Below are 24,027 nucleotides of genomic sequence, written 5' to 3'. Positions count from 1 at the left end.
GTCAAGCCAAGCCCCGGAATCCCTCATGCCCAGCCGTCGATTGCGCCTCGTGGCCCGCGTCATGGTGGCCGTCCTCCTCCTTGTCTTCGTGAGTCTGGCAGGGGGCGTCTATCTGCTGAAACAACATTCCCGGGAACTCACCGCCCATGTGCTGGAGACCTTCACCGCCGCCACCGGGCTTGCCGCCGAAGCGGCCTCGGTGGACGTCGTCCTGCTGCCCGTGCCGTCGGTCTTCATCGGCGACATCCGCATCCGCAGCGGCGACCTGCGGCTTTCCGTGGCCTATGCCTCACTGCGTCCCAGCTTCTGGCAGCTGCTGCGCGGCCGGGTGTGGCCCGCTCATGTCCAGCTGCTGCGCCCCGTGCTGACCGGCCGGCTGCCGCTGGCAAGCCTGACCCGGCTGCCGGCCGCGGACGCCGGCGCGTCCGCGGCGCTCGCCCTTCCCTCTCTGCCGGGGAGCCTGCGGCTGGAAGTGCAACAGGGGCAAATCGACGTCAGCGCGGCGGACGGCAGCCGCCTCGTGCTGGACGATCTGGGGCTGGATCTCGATGCCGGGCCGCATGACCGTCTGGACGGGGAGGCCCACTGGTCCCTGTTGCGTGTGGCCGAGCGCAATGCCGTCCTGCTCGCGTCGCGCCATGCCCGGCTGGAAGGCGGCGGACGTCTGTCCGCTCCGCAGGCGGAAGGCTCCCGCCTGCGCCTGCGGGGGCAGCTGCGCTACGGGGACTGGCTGCGCGATCTGCGCGCCGATCTGCGCTGGAAGGGCGGCGACGACCTCTGGACCATCGACGGCCGCCTTGACGGCGCGCTGACGCAAAGCGGACAGCCCATCCCCTTCTCCCTGGAAGGGACGGTCCGCCAGGCGGAGCCGGGCGCTCCCCGCGCCGAACTGGAGGATCTGCGCTTTACGCTGGATGCGGACAGCGGCCGCCTGGACGGCACGCTGCTGCTGCCCGGCAGCGGACGCCCGCAACTGCGCGGCCATCTGCGCATGCAGCGCCTGAGCCTGACCCAGTGGCTCGGTTTTGCCCGGGACCTTGTGCCCGGCCTTCAGCTCGCGCTGGACAACATCACCCTAGTGAGCGCGGATTTTGAGCTGGACAGCCAGGGGCTGCGCGTGCCGGCCATCAGCGCCAGCTGTTCCGGCAGCCGCTTCAGCGGCACGGGCGGCGTCCCTCGCTGGGACAAGCCTGTGGTGACGCTGGAGCTGGCGGCACAGCAGGTCGATCTTGGTCTGGCCATCCCTGAAGCCGTGGGCCGGCGTCCGCGGCAGCCCGCCTTCCCCTACGCGCCCCTGACCAGCTTCGATCCCCGCCCGGAAAGCTGGGATCAGCTCGCGCAGCGGGAGCGCGGGGCCGCCGCGAAGGAAGCGGAGCCCCCGTCCGCCACGGACGACCTCGGCTACGACATTCGCCTTTCCGCCCGGCGGCTCCGGTATGGTCCGCTGCACATGCAGGATGCCCGTGTGGTCATCAGTCCCGGCAAGCCGGCCTCCACCGGCCTGGGGCGCGCCCTGCTCGATGTGCGCGCCACCCTGTATGACGGCACGCTCACGGCGCAGGCCACCGTCGGCGGCGGCCCGGACAAGCCGGAATTCGATATTGCCGCCGGCCTCAAAAACATCAGGACCTCGGCCCTTGGCGAACATCTGCCCGCCCTCCCCCTGCGCGGGGGACGTCTCCAGGCGGACGCGACGTTGCGCAGCACGGGCGGCAGCATCCCCGCCTTTCTGGCCAGTCTGTCCGGCAAGGCCGTCGTCCGGGCCGACAACGGCAGCCTGCCCGCATCGGCTCTGCCGCTGGAATATGCCCGACTGGGCCTCACCCTGGATCTGCGGCAGGGACGCTGGAAACAGGGGCGCGTCGGCCTTTCCGGGGCCTGGCGGCTGACGCTGGACGGCAAAAAGCTGCTGGCCGACAGCCGTCTGGACGGCACGCTCTGGCTCGGCGGCAGCAGCCATGTGGCGCTGGAAGACGCCGACGCCCGGCTGCACCTCACGACGGACAGGGGATTCCCGGGACTGCCGCAGGGGATCGACCTGGAGCTGATCGGCCGGCTCACCGCCCAGGCCTCACCGCCGCGGCTCAGTCTGCAACAGGCCGATGCCGGCGCGCTGGGCGCGCATTATGCCGGCAGCCTGACGCTTGCCGGCGGGAACGGGCTGAACCTTGCGGGCAGCGGCACGCTCCGCAGCGACGATCTTGCCCGCACGCTTTCCCTTGTCCGCGGATCCGCGCCCAAGCTGCCGCCGGCCCTGCGCGGCCTGCGCCTCCACGCGGACTGGGAGTACGCCTCCCGCCGTCTTGCCCTGAAGGATCTTTCCACCCGCCTGCTGGAGACCGACATCCGGGGAGAGGCGAGCGTCAGCTTTCAGGCGGCTCCCCATATCCGCCTTGCCCTGTCGACGCCCTCGCTGGACATCGATGTCCTGCGGCGCGCCCTCGATCCCGAGGCGGCCGCCGCCGATGCCCGCCGGGAGGAACAGATCCGGGCCGCCAGGGCCGCCGGACGGCCCATCCCGCCACCGGCCCGCCCCCCGGCAGGCAAGCCCTGGGATCTGCGTTTTCTGCAAGCCTTTTCGCTGGACGGGACGCTGCATGCGGCGCAGGTGCGCAGCTGGAAGCTCACGCTGACGGATGTCCGCCTGCCGCTCACGCTCGCCGGGGGCCGGCTGGACTATGATCTGCGGGCCAATCTGTACGGGGCGCTTTTGCGCAACACCGGCCACGTCCAGTTCGATCGCGGCATGCGGGTGGCGAACCGTCTTTCCGTCAGCGCCTTTGACCTTGCCCAGGCCAGTGCGGCACGCGGCGGCGAAGCGCGCGTCTCCGGCAGGGCCTCGGTGGAAGTCGACGCCACCGCCGCCCTCAACGGCCCGGGTCAAATGCCCGCCGCCATCAGCGGAAACTGGAAACTGCTCGTCAGTGAGGGGACGCATCAGCCGCTGGACAAGCACGGCCGCGAAAAGGGCTCGCCCACCCGCTTTTCCCGGCTCAGCGCCTCGGGCGATCTCCGGCAGGGAGTGGCCCGCAGCAGCGACCTTTCCCTGCGCAGCGCGGACATGAACGTCACAGGCGGCGGCTGGATCAATCTGGTGGAGGAAACGCTGGACTGCTCCCTGCGCGTGGATACCCCGACCATGAACAACATCCCTGTGCGCGTGTACGGCAGCCTGCACGACGTCAAGACGAGCATCAGCGCGGGCACGGTGCTGCTCTATGCCCTCAGCGGCATAGCGCAGGGCATCACCGGGCTGGTGGGCGGCCTGCTGGACGGCGCGCTGGGCCTGTTCCGTTAGGTCTGTCAACACTCTTCGTCGCCTGGTTGGGGGAAGGGGGCCCCCGCGCTCCGCTGCCGATGGTCGAAAGGCTCCCGCATCGCCACGACTGATGGCACGTTTTGCCTGTGGACAAGACAAAATGCTCCAACCCCATGTAAAAAACACACGTTGCTTGTTCTTTTTTTACCAATCAGCAAACTTCGTTTGCCGTATCCTGACGGCCGTCGTCTTGCCCAATTGAACCAACTATTGAGACAATTTTTTAATAAAAAATTATGTTTGAAATACCTGACGGACAAACGGAATCCTTTTGCCTTTTGGCAACAAAAACACTTGAAAATAAATTCACATGCGTGTAGAGAGCAAACATTATCTACTGAAACAGGCAGGGAAAACATGCCTCCAGACGCAGTGTTCCCCAGACGACACGATCCAGCCTTTCGCCTTGGGCCTTCCGGCACATCGAAGCGATCCTCCCTTTTGGAAAGGAGCGGGAAGAGTTCCCTTTTCTGTCCGCTCTCTTTCCCGCAACGATACCTCCCCGCCTTCATGGCTCCTTTCACCTTTCCAGCCTTGACAGCCTCCAACCTGACGCACGACTTCTACCGTCAGCTCATCAACCCGAAGGCGAACAACAAGCAGCTCATGTTCTGGTCCCGCCTGACCGTGCTTATCATCGCGCTTGGGGCCCTGATCGTGGCCTTCAACTTCACCGGCATCATCGCCATCTATCAGTGGGCCCTGCGCCTGACGGCCACCACCATCGTGCTGCCCTTCCTGGCGACCATGCTCTGGCGCGGCGTCACCAAGACCGGGGCCATGTCCGGCATGCTGCTTGGGCTGGTGTCCACCCTGGTCTGGCCGTATCTGGGCATATCCTTTGACCAGACGTTCTTCGGCTTCATCTTCTGCGCCATCGGTCTTTTCGGCGGCAGCCTGCTGACCAGGCACGCCCCCGAAGAGAACGTCGCCGCGGTCCTGTGGGAAGACCTGCCCACGGCAACGGAACGTCAGAAGTGTGGATATGCCGGCATGGCCTCACCGCCTGACGGGGCCATGCCGGCGGGAACAATGCAAAAGATGACCGCGCCGCGCCGATGCTCCTCAGGGACATCGGCGCGGGCGGCGACCATCCAAAGGGGGCAGCGGCGCGCAGCGCGGCTGTTGGGTGGGACGCCGCCGCCGGCCGGGGCGTCACGACCGCCCGGCATCGCATGAAGCGTGACGGAAGGAAAAGGGAGCCATGCTCCCGTGTTGAAACAGGCAGGGAAAGGGTATCGACGTGTTTCGCCGCCGGCGGCGAGCCGGGGAGGACGTCGTGACACGGTCCCAACCTGACCGTGCCGCATACCAAAGAGAGGGTTCATCATGAAAAAACGGCTTACTGTCCTCGCGCTGGCAGCCGCGATGCTGCTGGGCTGGTCCGCCAACACTTCCGCCGTCGAGATCAAGACCAAGGGAGCGTGGCAGTTCGGTTATGGGGTCAACAACCGCTATCTTTCCATGAAAAATTCCCAGGGCGGAAAAAACAGCAGCGACACCTTCAACGGACGCCAGCGCATCCGGCAGCAGATAGACTTCATCGTTTCGGAAAGTCTGTCCGGGTCGTTCTGGTTTGAGATCGGCCATGCCAACTACGGCCAGAACAGCGCCGGCATGGCGCTCGGCGGCGACGGCACGACGGTGAAGGTACGCAACGCCTATCTTGACTGGGTCGTCCCCAATACCGATCTGCGCTTCCGCATGGGCCTGCAGAACACCTGGCTGCCCAGCGCGGCGGGCGGCGGCATGGTCATGGACAACGCCGACGTGGCCGCCGTCACCGCCAACTACAGGTTCAACGAGAACGTGGGCCTCACCGCCATGTGGATGCGGCCCAGCAACGACAACTTCACCGGCTGGCTCAACAACGGCCAGGACAACTATCAGGCCAACTATCTCGACAATATCGACCTCTTCTTCCTCTCCCTGCCGTTGGAGTTCGACGGCGTGAAACTTACGCCCTGGGCCATGTACGGCATGCAGGGCAAGAACTCCTGGCGCAATGATGACAACGCCGCCGGCGTGACCTCCTGGTGGAAGGACATCAACGCCTTCTACCCGCTGGGGACTGACCCCTTCGGGCACAGCAACTCCGCCTTCGCCCGCGAGCACACCGGCAAGACGTACGGCGGCATGTTCTGGGCCGGCCTCCCCATCAAGATCACGGCTCTCGACCCCTGGAACATCGAAGTGGACATGAACTACGGCTGGGTGGAAGCCATGGGCCGCTACGGCATCAGCAAACGCGGCGTGGCCAATGCCGAGCGCGCGTCCACCGAGCGTCAGGGCTTCATCCTCAAGGCTCTTGTGGAATACAAGCTTGACTGGGGTACTCCCGGCATCTTCGGCTGGTACGGCTCCGGCGACGACGGCAACCTGAAGAACGGTTCCGAGCGCATGCCCACCTTGTCGCCCTTCGCCATGTTCACGAGCATGCTCGGCGATGCCACGTTCTATGACGGCACGGCGGGGACATGGGATATGGCCCTCTCCTACGCCGGCACATGGGGCATCGGTTTCCACCTCAAGAACATGAGCTTCCTGGAAGATCTGACCCACACCTTCCGCGTGGCCTATCGCGGCGGCACCAACAGCCCCTCCATGGTCAAATACGCGAGCACCCCGCTTGACTGGACCAACCCCCAGAGCAACATAGACGGCCCGTACCTGACCACCAACGACGGCCTGCTGGAATTCAACCTCCAGACCAAGTACAAGATCTACGAAAACCTGACGGCCGGTCTGGAACTTGGCTACATCGTCAACATGATGGATCGCGACACCTGGAACCGCAGCTGGACGCGCGCTTCCGGCGTGGCCTTCAGCAAACAGGATGCCTGGAAAGCCAACGTGGCTCTGGTGTACAGCTTCTAGAGCGGCTCCGCCTTGGGGTCGTGTCCGATCTCAATGCGGACCCTGCCCGCACCCTGCGGAAAAAACGTGGTTTTTCCGCAGGTTCGGTTGTGGGTAGTCGCTCTCGCGACTACCTGAGCGATCCACATCCTCACTGTGGGATCGCTCCAGGCGCGGCAACGCGCATCGACCGCCGGCATGAGGGCGGGTAGCTGTCTGGGCGGGTCAGCGCGTGTGCGCGGCCCGCCCTTTTGCTTGCGCGGGGCGCACCTCGGGGAGTGCGGGCGCTGGCGGCGGGTGAGGCCGAGTGTCATTCTGGCACGGAACGGCGGCCGACTCTTGGGCATCTTCCGTCTGGAACGCGAAGCGCTGCGAACCATACGGCCTGTCGTTTGCGGAAAAAGCGCCGTTTTCCGCTCGATCCCGGCCGTACGTCCCGGACGTTGACAGGCCGTGCCGCACGCGGTACTCCGGGAGGCAGCCTACATCAACCGCGCGCATGTCGCGCCGCAAGGAGGATATGATGAACATTCTTATTTTCGGCCCCAACGGCAGCGGCAAGGGCACGCAGGGCGACCTTGTGAAGCAGAAATATCATCTTGCCCACATCGAATCCGGGGCCATTTTCCGCGAGCACATCGGCGGCGGCACCGAGCTGGGCAAGAAAGCCAAGGCCTATATCGACCGCGGCGACCTTGTGCCGGACGACATCACCATCCCCATGGTGCTGGACACCCTCAAGACGCGCGGCAAGGACGGCTGGCTGCTGGACGGCTTCCCCCGCAACATGGTCCAGGCCGAAAAACTCTGGGAAGCCCTGCAAAAGGAAGGCCTCACGCTGGACTACGTCATCGAGATCCAGCTGAACCGCGAAACGGCAAAGAACCGCATCATGGGCCGCCGCCTCTGCAAGAACAACAACAACCACCCCAACAACATCTTTATTGACGCCATCAAGCCCAACGGGGACGTCTGCCGCGTCTGCGGCGGCGAGCTGACCGTCCGCGGCGACGATCAGGATGAGGCCGCCATCAACAAACGCCACGACATCTATTACAACGACGTGGACGGCACGCTGGCCGCGGCCCATTATTTCAAGAAGCTGGCCGACCAGGGCCTGACGACCTATATCGAACTGGACGGCTCGGGCAGCATCGATGCCATCAAGGAGTCCCTGCTCTCCCGCCTGAAATAGGCCCGTTCCTCCGCTGCTCCCGCACGCGACGAGACCGTCCTCCGGTCCCGCCGCGTTTTATTTACCCGCCTGTCGTGCGCCCTGCCGGCCCGGCGCAGGTGTCGCCACGGACGCAGGACGCCCCCGGCGCGGGCGGAATCCGTCCTCACCGGGGGCAGCATAAGGAGTGGCGTGCGTTGTCGTCCGCAGGGGAGAGATGCGGACTGCCGGACGGGGGGAACTTCCGGCATCAGCGGGGCGTGTGCGCCATCAGCGCGCCGCCGCGCTAAAAGCTGTAGTTGAGCTCCTCAAAGTGGGCCCTGGGATGCGCGCAGGCCGGACACATTTCCGGCGCATGCTCCCCTTCCACCAGACACCCGCAGTTGCGGCAGCGCCAGATGACCGGCTTGTCGCGCAGGAACATACGCCCTTCCTTGATGTCCCGGGCCAGCGCAAGGAAACGGCGCTCGTGGTAGGCTTCCGCCACGGCGATATTGCGCATGACGGCCGCGATCTCGGCAAAGCCTTCCTTCTCCGCCGTGGCGGCAAAGGAGGGATACATTTCCGTATGTTCGTGGTTTTCCCCGGCCGCCGAAAAGATGAGGTTGGTGTGGCTGTCCGCGATGATGCCGGCCGGGAAGGCCGCCGCGATCTCCACTTCGCCCCCTTCAAGGAACTTGAACAGGCGCTTGGCGTGCTCCTTTTCCTGGAGAGCGGTCTCCGTGAAAATGTCGCTCACGAGGACATAGCCGTCCTTCCTGGCCGCGCCGGCAAAGAAGTCATAGCGGTTGCGGGCCTGGGATTCACCGGCAAAGGCGGTGAGGATATTTTTTTCAGTCTGGGTGCCTTTCAGAGATTTCATGCGCTTCCTCCTGCGGTATCCGTGGATGGTGTCGGTGGTGTGCGCTGCGCCCGTGGCGCTCGCTGAAAATATTAGTACCTATTCTCAATAAAGGCGTCAAGCGTTTTCCGTCCGCCCCGCACGCTCCGACAGGGGGAGGCGCTTTACGCGGCGGGCGCGAGGCGCTACGCTGCCCGGGCCACGGCCACGGCAACGGGCCGCCGCGCGTGGCGACCGTATCCCGCTGTGCGCGCCGCGCTCTCTCCATAACCGCCGAGGGACTATGAGCACCTGCTGGGCCATGATCGGCCTGTTCCTTTCCTCCTTCCTGGCCGCGACCCTGTTTCCCGCCCAGTCGGAACTGGCGCTGGCAGGTCTGCTGACCAGCGGCACGGGCTCTCCCGCCCTGCTCATCGGGGTTGCCACACTGGGCAATACGCTGGGCTCGCTGGTGAACTGGCTGCTGGGCCGCTGGGCGCACAGGCTGGGCCGGCGGCGCTGGTTCCCCCTCAAGGGGGATGCGCTCCGCAAGGCCGAGCGCTGGTATCATCGCTACGGACGCTGGTCGCTGCTGCTGAGCTGGGCCCCCGTCATCGGCGATCCGCTGACGCTGGCGGCCGGACTGCTGCGCGAACCGCTTGCCCCCTTCCTCCTGCTGGTCGCACTGGCCAAACTGGGCCGCTACCTTGTGATCGCCTGGCTCGTCCTGTAGCCGGCAGCAACGGCCGAGAGCTTTGCGCCTGCCGACGGACGCCGCAAAAAACAACGGGCGCCGCCTCCCGTGGAGACGACGCCCGATCTCTGTCAGCGGCTGGCGGGTGCTAGGCCAGCTTTTTGATGGCCTCGAGCACGGCCGCGTAATCCGGTTCGTGGGTCACTTCCGGCACAAGCTGGCTGTAGGCCAGCGTGCCGTCCGGGGCAATGACGAAGACGGCCCGCGCCAGCAGGCGCAGTTCCTGGATGAGCACGCCGTAATTGCGGCCGAGGCTCACGTCCTTGTAATCCGAAGCGCTTTCCACGGCGGTCACGCCGGCAGCGCCGCACCAGCGGGCCTGCGCGAAGGGCAGGTCGCAGCTCGCGGCCACGATCCGCACCTTGTCGGACAGGGCGGCGGCTTCCTGATTGAAGCGGCGCACTTCCATATCGCACACCGGCGTATCCAGCGACGGCACGCACACCAGCACGAGCACCTTGCCGGCATAGTCCTTCAGGCTGCGGGGGCTGAGATCATTGGCCGCCAGCACAAAATCGGGGGCTTTCTGGCCCACGGCAGGCAGACTGCCTTCCAGATGCAGGAGATTTCCCTGAAAGGTAACGGTATTCATTGCTCATTCTCCCAAAAATTTTTTGCTAAGCATATGGCAGGACAGGACGGTTGTCAAGAATGCTTCCTGTTAGCAGGTGACGTGCTCCCAGATGAGGGCGCACCACTCCCCGTCGATCAGGCGACGCGCCGCCGGCAGGCCGCAGGCCTGATAGGCCCGCTCCACGCCGTCGGCCTGGATCTCCAGCAGGCCGGAGAGCACGAGGCAGCCGCCCGGCGCGCAGGCCCCCACGATGTCCGGGGCCATCTCCGTCAGCGGACGGGCAAGGATATTGGCCAGCACCACGTCATACTGTTCCCGCACGGCGTCGATGCTGCCCTGGGCCAGCGTGAAGGTCGCGGGCTCGATGCCGTTGAGCGCACGATTCTCCAGCGCGTTGTCCACGGCCAGCGGGTCGATGTCCAGACCCCGGCCGCGCAGGCCGAACAGACAGCAGCCGATGCCCAGCACGCCGGTCCCCGTACCGAGGTCAAGGAAGCGCTGCCCGGCGGCAAGCCGCCCCTCATCCAGCAGGTCGCTGATCACCCGCAGGCACAGAGCCGTGGTGGCGTGATGCCCGGTGCCGAAGGCGCTCTTGGGTTCGATCACGATGGGCGTGCGACCGGGAAAGTCCGTGGCGGCCCGCTCCGCCAGCCACGGCGGCAGCACGACGAAACGCGTCCCGCAGGGGACGGGCGTGAAGAATTCCCGCCAGGCCCCGAGCCAGTCCTTGTTCTCTATGGACCCGCAGACGCCGACGGCCTGGGGGATCGCTTCCCGGATGCGCTCCAGCAGGGCCTGGAGGAAATCCTCCTGCTCGCAATGGATGCGAAAGCGCGTTTCCCCGGAGGGAAGGCTTTCCTCCTCCCAGCCGAAGGCCACTTCCAGCGTAAGCAGGCCGGAAAGCCGATCGTAGTCCTCTTCCGGCGCGGTCACTTCAAGTCGATACAGTTTCGTGTTCATGCTCCCTGCTTAGACCGGGGCCCGTTTCCTGTCAAGGCGGCGCGGGGAGCCCGCCTTGCCTTGCGCCCGGAATGCGGATAAGACGTCTGTGAACCATATCAAGGGAGTCAGCATGCCTCAGACCGCCACCCCGCCGTCCGCCGGGCCCGCACCCGCGCTGGACGACCTGCTTGCCAGGATCCGCACCACCTTCGACGTGGACTTCGAGCCGCTGGTCATTGACGACCTGACGCTCGAGGTCCTGTCCATCCGCAACATGCAGGCCTATCTGGACGGCATGCTGGCCCGCAAGGCCATTCGCAACCCGCTGAAGGACCTGCCGCTCTGGGCAAAAGTCTGGCCCGCCTCCTTCGTGCTGGGGCGCTATCTGCGGCATTTCGCGCCGCAGGGCAAACGCCTGCTGGAACTGGGCGCGGGCTGCGGAACCCTGAGCCTCGTGGCGGCCCACTACGGCTTTGCCCGCATCATCTGCACCGACATCGTGCCCGACGCCCTGCTGTTCGCCGAAGCCAACGTGCTGCGCAACGGCCTCGAAAACAGCGTCAGCGTCGCCCATCTGGATGTGACCCGCCCCGGCACGGACCCGCGCTTCGCGGAAGGCTTCGACCTTGTGGCCGCCTCGGAGATCCTCTATCTGGATGAGCTGCACCGGCCGCTCCTCAAATTCCTCGGCCGGCATCTGGCCCCGGGCGGCAAGGCGCTCTTCGCCACGGATCTGGCGCGCGCCAAGCCGCATTTCGCCAAACTGGCCGCCAGGAGTTTTCGCGTGGACGAACGCCGCATCGGCCTGACCAGCCATGACGCGGACGGCAAGGAACAGCGCCGGGCCTATTCCCTGCTGGTGGTGGAGCGCGCATGAACACGCCCATTGAACTCCGCCCCTGCCCCAAGGCCTATACCCGCGATCTGGACAAGTGCGTCAGCCCCCGGCAAACCATCGAGCGCGTCCGGCAGGCCCTGGCCGATTCCGGGCTGGACGTGCTGACCGAGACCCGCCGCGTGGACACGGGACGGCTCGGCATACCGGTCTACCTGAGCGTCTGCGGCCGGGATGCCCGCCGCATCATGCCCACCCGCAAGCAGATGGGCAAGGGCTCTTCCGCCGAACAGGCGCAGGCCTCGGCGCTCATGGAACTCATGGAGCGTTATGCCTTCTTCAGCTTCTGGGAGGCCAGGCCCCACATGGTGACGGCAAGCTGGCAGGAGGCGGAACAGCGCTTCGGCGGCGAGCTCATGCCGGTGGAAGAGATCCTGCGTTCCGTGGAGGACACGCTCGCGCCCGAGGCCGCCCGGGAGGTGCTCTCCACCGTGCGCTGGGCCTTTTATCCGGCCACGCGGCTGGTGGACGGCAAGACGGTCTGGACGCCGCTGGACTGGTTCAAGCTGCTGGGCGAATTCAACGGGACCTCGGCCGGCAACAGCGCGGAAGAATCCCTGCTGCAAGGCCTGAGCGAACTGGTGGAACGCCACGTCTGCTGCCGCATCGACCGCGAACGCCCCACCACGCCCACCATCGATCCAGACTCGCTGGGCGATCCGGTGCTGGTCGACCTTTGCCGCCGCTTCGCGGCGCAGGGCATCCGGCTCGTGCTCAAGGACTTCTCGCTGGGCATGCCCCTGCCCACCGTGGCCGCGCTGGCCTGGGACCCGGCGACCTTCCCCGACCGTTCGGAGATCGTCTTCACCGCCGGGACGGCGTCCAGTCCGGCCAAGGCGGCCATCCGCGCCGTGACCGAAGTGGCGCAGCTGGCGGGAGATTTCTGCACCAATGCCTGTTACGAGGCCTCGGGCCTGAGCAAGTTCGAGCGGCTGGAAGACATCGACTGGCTGCTGGAAGGCCCTGTCGTCCCGCTGGACAGCCTGCCCGGCGTGGAAGCGCCCGACATCCGCGACGAGCTGCTGGCCGCCATCCGCGGCCTGGCGTCCGTCACTGTCTATGCCGTGGACGTGAGCCACCCCGCTCTGGGCATCCCGGCGCATTACAGCATGGCTCCCGGGCTCGCCTTCCGCGAGCGCGACCGCAACCAGAGCCTCGGCCTCTTTGTGGGCCGCAAACTGGCCGAAGAGGCCGAGGAGGCGGAAGCCCTCGCCGGGCTGGAGGTGCTGGAGCGCCACTATCCCGGGGCGCACTTCCTGCCCTTTTTCCGGGGGATGCTGGCCCTGCGCGCCGACAGGCACGCGGAAGCCCGCCAGTGCTTCACCAAGGCCGCTGCCTGCCAGCCGGACGCCGACGCCACGGCGCTCGCCCACTTCTATGCCGGGTACGCCGCCACCCTCCGCGGCGACTGGGATGCCGCCCGCGCGCCGCTGGCCGCGGCCTGCGCCCTCTGCCCGGACATGAAGGAATACGGCAACCTGCTGGGGGTGGCCAACTTCCGCACAGGCCGCTATGCCGAGGCCGCCGAGGCCTTCCGGGCCGTGTTGCGCGTGGACAAGGGCTCGGTCATGGACATGGCCAACCTCGGCATCTGCTGCAAGCTCCTCGGCCAGCGGGACGAGGCGCGCCATTATCTGGAAGCCGCGCTGGAACTGGATGATTCGCTGGACTTCGCGCGGCGGCATCTGGACGAACTGCTGGGGAACGACGAGGAAGACTAGAAGCGCTCCTGGCGCATGGCCGGACATCCCGGGGACTGCTGTCCGGCTGCTCGTGGCCTGCCTGCCATAGCGGGCGACAGCCATGACCTGTCGCGCACGACACCCCCTTACCGACTGGACAAGCCCGCCGACTCGGGAACGGACATCCGCGAGTCTCCTCAGCAGGAGGCCGCCCGCGCGACCTCCTGCTCCGCGGGATACGGAAAGTCATCGCATGAAGGGATCATGCTGATGCATGCAGCGCTCTATGAGCTCGCGGTGTTCCTTCGTCCAGGCGATGGTACGCTCAAGGCCGCTCGCCAGATCGACGCGGGCTTTGAAGCCGATCTCCCGTTCAGACTTTTCGGTACTGCCGAAGCGTTTGCCGGATCGATCCCAGTCACGGGGCTTGCGCAGATCCGGCGGCGTGGTGTTGCCCGTCAGACGATTGATGGTTTCCGCAAGCTCGCGGATGCTCGTTTCCACCCCTGATGCCAGGTTATACGCCTCGCCCGGCGTCCCCCGCAGCGCACAGGCTATCAGCCCTTCGACGATGTCTTCGACAAAGATGAAATCACGGCTGGCGTTGCCGCCGTTATCCAGCGGCAGCGCTTCCTGATGCAGGGCTTTCCAGATGAATGTAGGCGTTACATTGCGCCACACGGTATGCACGGTCCCCCTCCATCGTCCGGCACCGAGGATCTCGCGCGGGCCATAGACATTCTGAAAGCGTGCCTTGACGATGGGGAGGCGGTTGTGAAGAAAGAAGTAGTTGCCGTACAGTTCCCCGATAAGCTTGGATATGGAGTAGGGGCTGTCGTGAAAAAGGGATACCGGCGCATCTTCAGACGTCGCATGCGCCTCACCAAACGTCTTTTCGGCGACCGCGCACCCCGCGGCGGAATAAACGACCTTTTTCAAGTTGGCAAAGCCCGCGAGCCTGTTGAACAGCACCAGGTTGGGGTAAGCGTTGTTGGCATGGTCCTCCAGCGGGTTGGCGATGGAGGACTGATTGCCATGATAGCAGGCAAGGTGGAAGACAAAATCGATATCATCCTTCAGTCCGTAAAGGATCTCAGGATCGGTGATGGATCCGTATACGAACCGCACGGCAGGATGCGCCGGGACGTTGGCCGCGTCGGACGACAGCAGATTGTCCACGACGATGATCTCCGCCGGAGATTCCCGCAGCAGCCGCAGGGTCAGATTGCTACCGACGAAGCCCGCGCCGCCGACGATAAGGATACGCATATTTTGAAAAGATGTCGCCATGTGAACTTCCTCGCTCGTTATTTGCCGGGGGCAAGATGGGTGTAGATGTCCGTGACTCCGTGGGCATCATACCAGGCGAGCATCCTGCGGATGGTTTCGTCGAAGCCCTTCCGGGCCTTCCAGTGAAAGGCTCTTTCCGTTTCGGAGGGATCAAGCACGACGGCCGGCACGTCATCCGGGCCGCAGGGCACGAGGGGCGGTTCAGGCGTATCCAGGCCGAGGTGATCGGCAACGATCGCAAACACCTCGCGAATGGTATGCCCTTCTCCCGTGGAGACATTGAAAACGCCTGTGGGCGCCCCGTCGACGAGACAACGCTCCATCAGCGCCAGAAAATCCTCCATATCCAGAAAATCCCGTACGGTGTCGGAACAAAAACAGGCCCGTCCGTCCCGCAGGCGCGTATAAAAGGTAGGTATGGGCCCGATGGCCAGACGCGGCCCGGTCACATTGGCCAGGCGCAGCGATACCGACGGCGTCCTGGCCATGCGCACATACTGCTCCCCGGCGGTTTTGGAAATGCCGTAACTGGTAAAGGGGGCCGTCGGATGATCGACGGGAATGGGGACCTGCCGCGGCCGGCCATAGCAAAGCGCCGTCTGAAAATAGATCAGACGCCGGACGCCGTGCGCGTCGCAACAGCGGGCGATGTTGATGCTGCCGCGCACGTTGGTCTCAGCATCTTCCCACCAGTTCTCCGGCTCCTTGTAGGCGGCGGCGGAATGGATGACATGGCTTGGCCGGAAGCGCGCAAAGCAGGATTCCACCAGCTCCCTGTCGGCAATGGATCCCTCGACCACCTGAAGCGTCGGCAGTTCGGGAACGACTTCCCGTTTCCCGGTGGCGAAATTGTCGATCACCATGAGGTCATGGCCCTGCGCCACATAGGTCTCCACCAGACTGGAACCGAGGCAGCCTGCGCCGCCGGCTATCAGTATCCGCATAGATGCTCCGTTGATGTATGCGCCGCGTCATGCCGCGGCCGGGCGGCAAGAGCTCACTTCCGGTGCACACGCATCCAGAAGGGGTGCTGCTCAAGGACGATGTCGTCAGCGAGATCGACGATCTTCATCTCCTCGCTATACGTCATCCAGGTATCGCACTCGGCACAGAGTTTTGGCGTCGTGAAATTTTTCATAGCCTGAAGGAGCCTCATGGACATGTATCTTTCGCCCATCCAGACTTCTTCAAGCGTCTGCTCATGCAGGTCGCCCATTTTGAGTGTGTACAGATAGTCACGACAGCAGGGCACGACGGAACCATCGGTCAGCACGATCATGAAATGGAAAAGATCGTGGCAGTAAAACCGGGCCGGCCGCCACAAACACAGCTCAGGCCGACCTTTGACGCAGCGGGTATTGAAGTTGAGGACGTCGACCCGCCTGGCCCAAAGATTGATGAATTCCTCGATCTCTCCCCTGTTTTCCTGCTGCATGGTGAAACTCACGCTGGTTCGGACGTGCGGGCAGGATTTCGCCAATGCCAGGAACGTCTCGACATTGCTCATCACCTTTTCATAGCTGGCGCCGATACGAATGGCTTCGAAGGTTTCGGGCTTGACGCCATCAATGGAAAAATTGATCCCTGAAAAACAGGACATCGCAAGCAGTTCCCTGGATATTTCCGGCGTCAGCAGGGTTGCGTTGGTGGTAAAGCTGAAAGGGAGCCCGGCATTTTGCAGGATCCGGCAAAAATCAAGGAACTGCCGGTTCACAAGTGATTCTCCCTGGAACTGCGGCGCTACGATTTTACGATCTGAGGCAATTCGCTTGTACTGACTGATAATATCTTCAAAAAAATCCAGTTCCATGAATGGCGGCATATCCTTAGCTTGTCCTGCGTCCAGACCTTCTCCGTGCGAGACACACATCTTGCATCGCAGATTGCAACGGTTAGTGATTTCTATGCTCAACGAATTGAGACTGATGGGGGGCAGGACAATAGGCTTATTGGTGGGGACGATCTGGTACATGGCACTTCTCGATAGATAAACTTAAAATGGACTGAGGGTGGCGCACACATGCCGCACGATGCGCGTCGCCGCATCGCCTGCGCCGTAGACGAAACAGGGCATGGGAGGAGGAGTTTCCAGCAGGGCCCCGCCCAGCCCGGCGACGGCTTCCGCCTCCAGAGAAGGACAAAGCAGGTTCCAGCCCAGCTCGACAAGCTCCCGCCAGCCGGTATCGGGCATCAGGACGACCGCCCTTTTCCCGGCATAATAGGCTTCCTTCTGCAGTCCGCCGCTGTCGGTCAGCACGCCCGCCGAAGCGCCGACAAGGGACATGAGCTCCAGATACCCCAGCGGGGATATCAGAGTGATGTCCTGGAGCACATCTCCCCAGTGGGGAAAGTCGATGCTTTTCCCTGTTCGGGGATGCAGCGGCAGCAGGACCTTCTTTCCCGTCCGCCTGACCAGCAGGGAAAACCCTTTCAGCAGGGAGTGGAGAACCTCCTGGTCGTCCACATTGAAATTCCTGTGCAGCGTTGCCACAAAGAAGGAGCCGGGGACAAGCCCGCGCTCGGCGCACTCACGCTCAGCGTCGAAGCGGCCTTCCATCCTCTTGAACAGATCGAACATCACGTCACCGCAGACGATGACGCCTTCACGGATATTTTCCCGCTGCAGATTGTCCGCCGCCAGTTGCGAACAGCAGCACAGCAGCCGCGACGCGTGGTCGATGAGCCGCCTGTTGATCTCTTCGGGCATGGTGCGGGGAGCCTGGCGAATGCCGGCCTCCACATGGATGACGGGGATGCACATCTTTGCCGCGGCAAGGGCGCCGGCAAGCGAGGTATTGGTATCGCCATACACCAGCAGCGCATCGGGGCGCTCCTTTTCGAGCACCTTTTCCATGGCATCCAGCGCCGCTGCGGTCATGGCCCCGTGCGCCCCGGAACCGACGCCAAGGTTGTACCGGGGCGTCGGGATGCCCAGCTCCTGGAAAAACACGTCGGACATGACGGCGTCGTAATGCTGCCCGGAATGGACCAGCACATGATCCCACGCCTTTGCCGCGCGGACTGTCTCGCTGATGATGGCCTCTTTGACAAATTGCGGCCGGGCCCCGACAAGTGAAACCACTTTCATAATATGACCCCGATTCTCCACATCTTATTACGACCGCCATCCTATTCGCGCCGTTACGGGCTGTCAATCCGCCAAAGCGGATGCGGGGCATCCGGTTGACAGGCTGATGGTTTTGAGTATACAGACTGCAAAATCTTATCCAAAAAATCCATCCCGCCGAAGCCTTTACCAAAAGATGGGGAACTCATGCCGGACATGCAACGGATCATCAAGGACAAGCTGTCGCGCGTCCGCAGGCTGATGCAGCGGAAGGAATTGCGGATGCCCATTCCCGAATCTCTTCTGTCGGACGAGGGATGCACGCTGGCCCTGACCGCGCGCGACTGGCATGATCTGCGACCCGAGATCCTGCTGGAACACGGCAAACCCGTGCGGGAGATCCTGGCGCTGGATGACAACACGGCCTGGTATGCCCATTGCTGCGACATCCCGGTCATTCTGGCCGAGGATGTGCTGCCCCGGAACCAGCTCGCCTCCCTGCTGCGTGAAGCCGATCGTCTGTCCCGCGACTGGTTTGCGCCACTGGCACATCTTTACCGCATCGACGGCATCTGCTGGCCTGACGTGGACTCCGGCTGTTTGCGCTGGTTCTGGGAAGAAATCCTGCTGGCCGAAGCGCTGGCCGACAGCCTCTCGCAAAAGGGGCGGAATGTTCTTGCCATCGTGCGCACACCTTACGTCGCACCGGAACATTATTACGGCATCGACAATTTTGGCCGGGCCCTGCTGGCGCTGGACCCCGGGCGCGACATCATCACGCTGGATGGTCCATGCGGGCCCATGGCCTGTACCGGCCAGGCGGATCCCGTCATCGGCAACCTCGTGGGCTCCCCTTTTGACCCCTTTGCCGCGGCCGACATCGAGAATGCCGTCGTCTGCGCGCTGCCGCCGTCGGATGTCGGACGGTTCACCCCCGCGCTTTTTCGGACAGAGCGGCGTCTGAAACAGAACATCGCCGTGCTGACGTCGGGCGGCAGCCATGAGCGGCGTCCCTTCCCCGTCCATATCGTTCCCCCACCGCCGGCCATACGGGACGACAGCCTGTTCCACACCGCCTGGCAAAAATTTCAGGAAATGTCCCTTGGCAAAAGGGAACGTCTGCGGCCCGTCATCACGGACTGTCTGCGGCAATACCATGAGGTGCGCTGGCCCCTGCTGCTGCACTGGGCGGAACGCTTCCGCCTGCTCTTTTCCACATTCCGTCCCGCCTGCGTGCTGGGGACCGATCTGTATGAGGCGGAGTCGCGCATCCCTCTGCTTGCCGCCAGAAAACTGGGCATCCCCACAGCGGCATTCGGCCATGCCGAACTCAGCCCCTGCACGAGCTGGAAGGCGGAATACGCCGACAGGCTGCTGCTGTCCAACACATACAGCGTCCGCTGTGCCCACAACGCCGGCATTCCCTCGCAGCACATCGTGAACATTGAACCGATCGACCGGGCGAATGACCAGGAGCGTACGCCGCCCCCCTGGCCGCCAAAGACGGATGCCGATGAAGTGCGCCTCCTTGTCCTTCTGCCCCCGGTACGTCTGCGGAACACGGCCTCACTCTCCGCCGATACCCGTGTGCTCGATCGTCTGATCCGGGAGATTATGGCTCCCCCCGCGAGCGACAGGCGTTTTACCGTCCGCTTCTGGCGACACCCCGTTTGCAGCGACTCCTACTCTCTGGCCGCGGCCGGACTGGATGATGCGCCGACGCATACGGATCTCTCCCTTCTGCCCGCGGCGGACATCTGCATTTCCTTCGGCGAGGGGGGCGTCCCCCTGTTGCAGGCAAGCGGCCAGGTCCCTACCATCCTTGTCCTTGAGGATGCGCTGGCGTTGCGTGCCGACAGCTACGGGGAGGTATTGCGCGCCTACCCGACCGTGTGCCGCACAACGGAAGAACTCTGGCCACAGATTTTCCGACTGGCTGAAGATAGCGCATTACGGACGGAAGTCATGCAACAGCAGCGGAACAAGATCGTCGCACCGCATCCACGAGCCATTTCCTTCATTGAGGCCGTCAAGAATATCATCGCTCTGAGACAGGGCGTCTGACGCCATGCTGGATCGCTACCTCATTTTCAAGATGAGGGGCTTGAGCCTTCGCCCTTTTCTTGAGCACCATCACGCCGGCCTTGCCGTCATCTTCGGTACTGATGACGAAGCGGAAAAATGCTTTGCCGAACTGGAGAGCAGCGGCGTCAAGGTCCGTGCCTTTCTTTCGGCAGACGCCACGGAAAGTCTGTTTCTTGGCCGGCCCGTCGTCTCCCTGCACGAAGCCAGAAAGATCCCGCGGGTCGACCTGGCCGTTCTTGCCTCCGGCATGGATCGCACCGAAAGATATGCCGACATCCTGGGCATCCTCCAGCTTCTGCGCGGAGTGCTGCGAGTCCCCGTCTACACCTTCCGGCAGATGGTGGCCCAGGCGCTGGCCTTTGACGACAATCTGCGTATCCTTGCCTCACCGCGCCTGCGGGGCATCCACAAATATGTGCTGATGCACTACACGCTCGGGGCCCTGCCCGCCCATCAGAAAGCGGACGATTTCCTCATGCGGTTGAACAGCATCCAGACGATGCAGGGCAATCCCCCTGGCTATGAGGAAATTTATAAGAATACTCCTGACTATGGCGATGCCTATATCCGGGAGGTCATGTTCGCGCCGCCCCTGATACGGGATGACCACGGCTTCCCTGTGCGCATGGCCGACAAGCGCGGCATGTTCCTCAATATCGTCGATGGTCGCCGCGTCACCACGGATGTGCCGGAAAAAGGCTGCCGCACGGTGCATCTGCTTGGACCGTGCATGGCCTTCGGCTACGGCAGTGACGACAGCCAGACGCTGGCAAGCTGCCTGCAACGCGCCCTCAATGCGCGACAGGCCGGCTGGCGCGTCGTCAACCACAGCCTGATCGACCACCTCCATCTGGAAATACATTTCGCCTATCTGTTGTCGCAAATTTCCTTTGCGGATGGCGACGCTCTGGTCTACTTCTCCTACAGCAATTATTTTTTGCACCAGCAATGCACGGAAGCCTATCTGCGCGACCGCTGCACGCAAAACGGCTGCGCCTACCTCAGCATGTTCGAACCGCTGACGCGGGCATGCCTGTCCCGACGTCTTTTCCTTTCCGAGCGCCACCTTTCGCCGGCGGGCAACGCCCTTTACGCGGAGCATCTTTGCGATGCCATATGCCGCACCGCCCCGCTCACGGTGGACAAGGCCGTCCCTCCCGCGGCAATGGACGAGACGCGGCCGTGTCCACGGGCGTGTCCGCCTCTGGAGGACTCCGGTCCGACACCGCCCGTCCACGACGTCTTCGGAAAAAATCCCGAGCTTCAGGCATGGCTGGGACGGATACGGCGGCACCGCTTTCCCGACGGGATGCGTGTGGGCGCCGCCGTTATGAACTGCAATCCCTTTACGCTGGGGCATCGGCATCTTATCACGGAAGCCCTGAAAAAGGTGGACCGACTGTTCGTTTTCGTGGTGGAAGAGGACGCCTCCCGCTTTCCCTTCCGGGATCGCCTGGAGCTCGTGCGCCGCGGGGTGGAAGATCTCCCCAATGTGCGCGTCCTGCCCAGCGGACAGTTTATGATCTCAGCCCGAACGTTCGGCGACTATTTCAACAAGGATGACCCGGATGTCGACCATACCGCCGTCGATGCGTCCGTCGACGTGCGGATCTTCTGCCGCCATATCGCGCCAGCGCTGAACATCAGCGTGCGATTCGTTGGCGAGGAGCCCTTTTGCCAGGTCACCCGCCAATACAACGAGGCCATGCGGAACATGCTGCCCCGTCATGGCATAGAGCTGTGCGTCATCAAGCGGCTGGAGGCGGACGGCGCTCCCATCAGCGCTTCTCGTGTCCGCGACCTGCTGCGACAGTTAGAGAGAGAGAGAGAGAGAGAGAGACGCCGGCTCTTGCCGGCAGTCTGGAGCGCCTTGTTCCTCCTGCGACCCTGGCATATCTCTTGCGGACTCTTCCGTCAGGAGCGAACTGAAAAGGCTTGTCCCGCCTGCGACCCTGGCATACCTCTTGCGGACTCTTCCGTCAGGAGCACACTGAAAAGGCTTGTATCGCCAGCGCCCCTGGCATCTCCCGCAAGGATGCCCGGCAACGTCAGCCGCGCGGGACAGATGCCGCTCGCGGGATGAAAACAACATCGCGGCAAGGCGCGCGTGACCTGTTATACGGGGGAATGACATATGCCAGAAACGCCACGCCACAATCTGCTGGTGCTTTACTACAGCTTGTCGAACTATACCGGCACGGTATTTGAGTACCTTGAGGCATTTTCCAAGCATTCTCGCTACAATATTTACTATGCCGATGCCAGCCTCGACTCGATGCTGACATATGATCTGGAAAGCTTCGATGGCATCATCCTGTTCTACTCCCTTGCCGTGCAATGCAAAACGACCAGCCCGGACACTCCTCCGCCTCCCCTCATGCGGCAGCTGCGGCGGCTGTCAATCCCCAAGCTGTGCATCCTGCAGGATGAGTACGACTGCGTCAACCAGATGAAGGCGGCGCTCGCCTACATGCGTATCGACGGCCTGGTGACGTGCGTTCCGCCATCGGAGCTGGCCAGGGTCTACGGGGGCCCTGAACTGGCCGGACTGACCTACATCCCCGCCCTGACGGGATATGTGCCGGAACCTGTCGTCCGCAAAGCCTGCCCCCCCCTTGCCGGTCGAAAATATGTCCTTGGCTACCGGGGACGCCCGCCTCGCTTCTACTACGGACGCCTGGGGCAGGAAAAGGTTCGGATAGGCACGGAGATGCGCCGCATCTGCGAGGAACGCGGCCTTGCCGCAAATATCGAGACCGATGAGTATAAACGCCTCTATGGGGACGACTGGTTCGCCTTCCTGCAGGATTGCCGGGCCGTGCTGGGGGTGGAGAGCGGCAGCAGCATCTTTGATTTCGACGGAACGCTGCGTCCGGCCGTTGAGGAGTATACGCGCGAACACCCTGACGCGGATTTCGAGACGGTTCACGCCCTGCTGTTGCATGAGCACGAAGGTTTAATCAGGATGAACCAGATCTCGCCGCGCATTTTCGAAGCCATTCTGAACTGGACCGGTCTCGTCCTGTTCGAAGGCGAATATTCCGGTGTCGTCCTGCCGTGGGAACACTACATCCCCCTGAAGAAGGATTTCAGCAATGTCGATGAGGTATTGCGCCATGTTCTGGACGACGCTTTCCTCATGGGCATGATGCAGCGGGCCTGGCGGGACGTCATCGAATCCGGCCGGTACAGTTACGCGACCTTTATCGGCCGTCTGGACAACTGGTTTGCCGAACGCCTTCCCGATCAGCCGAGATCCCGCATGCTTGCCGGCGTCGTCGCCGTACAGGACCGCACGGGAGCGGTGCGCTCCCTCCATACGGATACGCAGGAATCCTTCTGGCATGCGCTGCAGGATGTGCGGCTGGGGGGCCACTTTGCCACAAGTCTTGTCTATGAGCGGATGAACTACGGCATACCCACGCGCTACATCAAAAAGTGCACCTTCAAAATGATAAAGGACGACTGCCGGGAATGGCGTATTGAGGGTGAAGACCTGTCTGGGGAACGAATAAAACGCACCCGGCAGCTCGCATGCGTGCGGCAGAGGATGCGCAGATCCCTGTGGAACTAGAAAGGAGAATACCATGAACATATTTATTTCCGGCGGCTGCGGCCAGGTCGGCTCGCATGTGGCGGAACTGCTGCTTGCCCGCGGCGATTCGGTCGTCGTCGTTGACAATTTTGCGACCGGCCGCCCCGAGCACCTGGCCCCGCACCCCCGCCTGGCGGTGGTGGAAGGCGACATTGCCGACAAGCGACTGGTGGATGACCTCGTGCGGAAGCATGCGGTTGACGTCATCGTGCACGCGGCCGCCGCCTACAAGGATCCTGACGACTGGCATACCGACACGCTGACCAACTGCGTGGGCGGCGCCAATCTCATCATGGCGGCCAAGGCCAACGGGGTAAAGCGGTTCATCTACTATCAAACGGCATTGTGCTACGGCACAAAGCCCATGCAAAACCCCATCCCCGTCACGCATTTTCGTTTTCCGAACAACAGCAGTTATTCCATCTCCAAAACCACGACGGAAGAATACCTCGAGCTTTCCGGCCTGAGCTATGTCTCCTTCCGGCTGGCGAACGTGGTGGGCCCGCGCAATCTTTCCGGTCCGCTGCCCATCTTCTTCCAGCGGCTGACCCAGGGCAAGCGCTGCTTCGTCACCCGCTCCCGCCGGGACTTCGTTTTTGTCAAGGACCTTGCGGCCGTCAGCATCAAGGCCATCGACGGCATGGGCGCTGGTTCCTACAATTTCTCTTCAGGAACGGATATTCCCATCATCGATCTGTACAATGCCGTTGTCGATGAATTGCGGATCACCCCGTACCCCGACCCCGAGATCCGGGACCTGGGGGCGGACGATGCCGCCAGCATCCTGCTCGACCCCTCCAGGACTTTTCAGGATTTCGGGGCCATCACCTTTACCGGACTCAAGGCCATCGTCCATGCCGCCTGCGAGTACTACCGCACATACGGCGTGGTGGGCGGCTATACCCATTTGAAGATCTCCGAAAACGCCTAGGGGCGCCGGCATCATCGCCGCCCCCTTTGCAGATGAAAAAACC

The 24,027-nt window shown here is 63.3% G+C and carries 18 protein-coding genes; 11 read left to right on the top strand and 7 right to left on the bottom strand.

Annotation, left to right across the window (positions count from 1 at the left end; all coding sequences use genetic code 11):
* Positions 1-25 precede the first annotated feature (25 nt).
* The 4 genes from Q0J54_RS03065 to Q0J54_RS03050 all read left to right on the top strand — a co-directional run bounded on the left by Q0J54_RS03065 (position 26) and on the right by Q0J54_RS03050 (position 7,370).
* Positions 26-3,298, top strand: coding sequence for an AsmA-like C-terminal region-containing protein (locus Q0J54_RS03065; RefSeq protein WP_296303906.1), 3,273 nt, complete (start codon positions 26-28; stop codon positions 3,296-3,298).
* A gap of 531 nt (positions 3,299-3,829) precedes the next feature.
* On the top strand, positions 3,830-4,498 hold the full coding sequence (locus Q0J54_RS03060; protein WP_296303905.1) for a hypothetical protein: 669 nt from the start codon (positions 3,830-3,832) through the stop codon (positions 4,496-4,498).
* Positions 4,499-4,648: 150 nt separating this feature from the next.
* Positions 4,649-6,196 carry an outer membrane homotrimeric porin gene (locus tag Q0J54_RS03055; protein ID WP_296303904.1) on the top strand — a complete coding sequence of 516 codons (1,548 nt, stop codon included), beginning with the start codon at positions 4,649-4,651 and terminating at the stop codon, positions 6,194-6,196.
* A gap of 502 nt (positions 6,197-6,698) precedes the next feature.
* Positions 6,699-7,370: an adenylate kinase gene (locus tag Q0J54_RS03050; protein WP_296303903.1), complete on the top strand. Its 672-nt coding sequence runs from the start codon at positions 6,699-6,701 to the stop codon at positions 7,368-7,370.
* Positions 7,371-7,635: 265 nt separating this feature from the next.
* Here the strand turns inward: Q0J54_RS03050 and rbr are convergent, their stop codons facing one another.
* A complete protein-coding gene (rbr, locus tag Q0J54_RS03045; RefSeq protein ID WP_296303902.1) occupies positions 7,636-8,211 on the bottom strand; it encodes a rubrerythrin in 576 nt (191 codons plus the stop codon).
* Between the two features lie 280 nt (positions 8,212-8,491).
* Between rbr and Q0J54_RS03040 the strand changes: the two genes are divergently transcribed.
* Positions 8,492-8,902: a YqaA family protein gene (locus Q0J54_RS03040; protein ID WP_346667053.1), complete on the top strand. Its 411-nt coding sequence runs from the start codon at positions 8,492-8,494 to the stop codon at positions 8,900-8,902.
* 109 nt (positions 8,903-9,011) lie between these two features.
* On the opposite strand, the gene tpx is transcribed toward Q0J54_RS03040, so the two are convergent.
* Both tpx and Q0J54_RS03030 read right to left on the bottom strand, forming a co-directional pair.
* Positions 9,012-9,515 (bottom strand): thiol peroxidase, encoded by a 504-nt coding sequence (gene tpx / locus Q0J54_RS03035; protein WP_296303900.1) that lies wholly within the window; start codon positions 9,513-9,515, stop codon positions 9,012-9,014.
* A 69-nt stretch (positions 9,516-9,584) separates the two neighbouring features.
* Positions 9,585-10,457, bottom strand: a complete 873-nt coding sequence (locus Q0J54_RS03030) for a 50S ribosomal protein L11 methyltransferase (protein ID WP_296303899.1) — start codon at positions 10,455-10,457, stop codon at positions 9,585-9,587.
* 112 nt (positions 10,458-10,569) lie between these two features.
* On the opposite strand from Q0J54_RS03030, the gene Q0J54_RS03025 reads away from it, so the two are divergent.
* The gene (locus tag Q0J54_RS03025) at positions 10,570-11,316 is read left to right on the top strand and encodes a methyltransferase domain-containing protein (protein ID WP_296303898.1); all 747 of its coding nucleotides are present in this window, start codon (positions 10,570-10,572) and stop codon (positions 11,314-11,316) included.
* On the top strand, positions 11,313-13,055 hold the full coding sequence (locus tag Q0J54_RS03020) for a YcaO-like family protein (RefSeq protein WP_296303897.1): 1,743 nt from the start codon (positions 11,313-11,315) through the stop codon (positions 13,053-13,055). The genes Q0J54_RS03025 and Q0J54_RS03020 overlap by 4 nt, the downstream gene beginning before the upstream one ends.
* Before the next feature lie 207 nt (positions 13,056-13,262).
* Here the strand turns inward: Q0J54_RS03020 and Q0J54_RS03015 are convergent, their stop codons facing one another.
* From Q0J54_RS03015 to wecB, 4 genes are read right to left on the bottom strand one after another with little or no spacing between them, the layout of a single operon-like run.
* The gene (locus tag Q0J54_RS03015) at positions 13,263-14,306 is read right to left on the bottom strand and encodes an NAD-dependent epimerase/dehydratase family protein (RefSeq protein WP_296303896.1); all 1,044 of its coding nucleotides are present in this window, start codon (positions 14,304-14,306) and stop codon (positions 13,263-13,265) included.
* Positions 14,307-14,323: 17 nt separating this feature from the next.
* Positions 14,324-15,250: an NAD-dependent epimerase/dehydratase family protein gene (locus Q0J54_RS03010; RefSeq protein WP_296303895.1), complete on the bottom strand. Its 927-nt coding sequence runs from the start codon at positions 15,248-15,250 to the stop codon at positions 14,324-14,326.
* Positions 15,251-15,303: 53 nt separating this feature from the next.
* Positions 15,304-16,278, bottom strand: a complete 975-nt coding sequence (locus Q0J54_RS03005; protein ID WP_296303893.1) for a radical SAM/SPASM domain-containing protein — start codon at positions 16,276-16,278, stop codon at positions 15,304-15,306.
* A gap of 21 nt (positions 16,279-16,299) precedes the next feature.
* Positions 16,300-17,394 carry a non-hydrolyzing UDP-N-acetylglucosamine 2-epimerase gene (gene wecB / locus Q0J54_RS03000; protein ID WP_296303892.1) on the bottom strand — a complete coding sequence of 365 codons (1,095 nt, stop codon included), beginning with the start codon at positions 17,392-17,394 and terminating at the stop codon, positions 16,300-16,302.
* Positions 17,395-17,580: 186 nt separating this feature from the next.
* Between wecB and Q0J54_RS02995 the strand changes: the two genes are divergently transcribed.
* Genes Q0J54_RS02995 through Q0J54_RS02980 form a run of 4 tightly spaced genes read left to right on the top strand, consistent with a single transcriptional unit; the run spans position 17,581 to position 23,984 of the window.
* The gene (locus Q0J54_RS02995) at positions 17,581-19,437 is read left to right on the top strand and encodes a hypothetical protein (RefSeq protein WP_296303891.1); all 1,857 of its coding nucleotides are present in this window, start codon (positions 17,581-17,583) and stop codon (positions 19,435-19,437) included.
* A gap of 40 nt (positions 19,438-19,477) precedes the next feature.
* A complete protein-coding gene (locus Q0J54_RS02990) occupies positions 19,478-21,541 on the top strand; it encodes a hypothetical protein (RefSeq protein WP_296303890.1) in 2,064 nt (687 codons plus the stop codon).
* Between the two features lie 51 nt (positions 21,542-21,592).
* Positions 21,593-23,032, top strand: coding sequence for a hypothetical protein (locus Q0J54_RS02985; protein ID WP_296303889.1), 1,440 nt, complete (start codon positions 21,593-21,595; stop codon positions 23,030-23,032).
* A gap of 13 nt (positions 23,033-23,045) precedes the next feature.
* Positions 23,046-23,984 (top strand): NAD-dependent epimerase/dehydratase family protein, encoded by a 939-nt coding sequence (locus Q0J54_RS02980; protein WP_296303888.1) that lies wholly within the window; start codon positions 23,046-23,048, stop codon positions 23,982-23,984.
* Positions 23,985-24,027 lie beyond the last annotated feature (43 nt).

Origin of the sequence: uncultured Desulfovibrio sp. (assembly GCF_944324935.1) — a bacterium.
GTDB lineage: Bacteria > Desulfobacterota > Desulfovibrionia > Desulfovibrionales > Desulfovibrionaceae > Desulfovibrio.
This window is presented reverse-complemented; position numbering and strand designations above follow the sequence as displayed.

Coding starts and splice junctions, on each gene's coding strand:
- Q0J54_RS03065 (WP_296303906.1), top strand. CDS start 26: ATGCCCAGCCGTCGATTGCGCCTCGTGGCCCGCGTCATGGTGGCCGTC.
- Q0J54_RS03060 (WP_296303905.1), top strand. CDS start 3,830: ATGGCTCCTTTCACCTTTCCAGCCTTGACAGCCTCCAACCTGACGCAC.
- Q0J54_RS03055 (WP_296303904.1), top strand. CDS start 4,649: ATGAAAAAACGGCTTACTGTCCTCGCGCTGGCAGCCGCGATGCTGCTG.
- Q0J54_RS03050 (WP_296303903.1), top strand. CDS start 6,699: ATGAACATTCTTATTTTCGGCCCCAACGGCAGCGGCAAGGGCACGCAG.
- rbr (WP_296303902.1), bottom strand. CDS start 8,211: ATGAAATCTCTGAAAGGCACCCAGACTGAAAAAAATATCCTCACCGCC.
- Q0J54_RS03040 (WP_346667053.1), top strand. CDS start 8,492: ATGATCGGCCTGTTCCTTTCCTCCTTCCTGGCCGCGACCCTGTTTCCC.
- tpx (WP_296303900.1), bottom strand. CDS start 9,515: ATGAATACCGTTACCTTTCAGGGAAATCTCCTGCATCTGGAAGGCAGT.
- Q0J54_RS03030 (WP_296303899.1), bottom strand. CDS start 10,457: ATGAACACGAAACTGTATCGACTTGAAGTGACCGCGCCGGAAGAGGAC.
- Q0J54_RS03025 (WP_296303898.1), top strand. CDS start 10,570: ATGCCTCAGACCGCCACCCCGCCGTCCGCCGGGCCCGCACCCGCGCTG.
- Q0J54_RS03020 (WP_296303897.1), top strand. CDS start 11,313: ATGAACACGCCCATTGAACTCCGCCCCTGCCCCAAGGCCTATACCCGC.
- Q0J54_RS03015 (WP_296303896.1), bottom strand. CDS start 14,306: ATGGCGACATCTTTTCAAAATATGCGTATCCTTATCGTCGGCGGCGCG.
- Q0J54_RS03010 (WP_296303895.1), bottom strand. CDS start 15,250: ATGCGGATACTGATAGCCGGCGGCGCAGGCTGCCTCGGTTCCAGTCTG.
- Q0J54_RS03005 (WP_296303893.1), bottom strand. CDS start 16,278: ATGTACCAGATCGTCCCCACCAATAAGCCTATTGTCCTGCCCCCCATC.
- wecB (WP_296303892.1), bottom strand. CDS start 17,394: ATGAAAGTGGTTTCACTTGTCGGGGCCCGGCCGCAATTTGTCAAAGAG.
- Q0J54_RS02995 (WP_296303891.1), top strand. CDS start 17,581: ATGCCGGACATGCAACGGATCATCAAGGACAAGCTGTCGCGCGTCCGC.
- Q0J54_RS02985 (WP_296303889.1), top strand. CDS start 21,593: ATGCCAGAAACGCCACGCCACAATCTGCTGGTGCTTTACTACAGCTTG.
- Q0J54_RS02980 (WP_296303888.1), top strand. CDS start 23,046: ATGAACATATTTATTTCCGGCGGCTGCGGCCAGGTCGGCTCGCATGTG.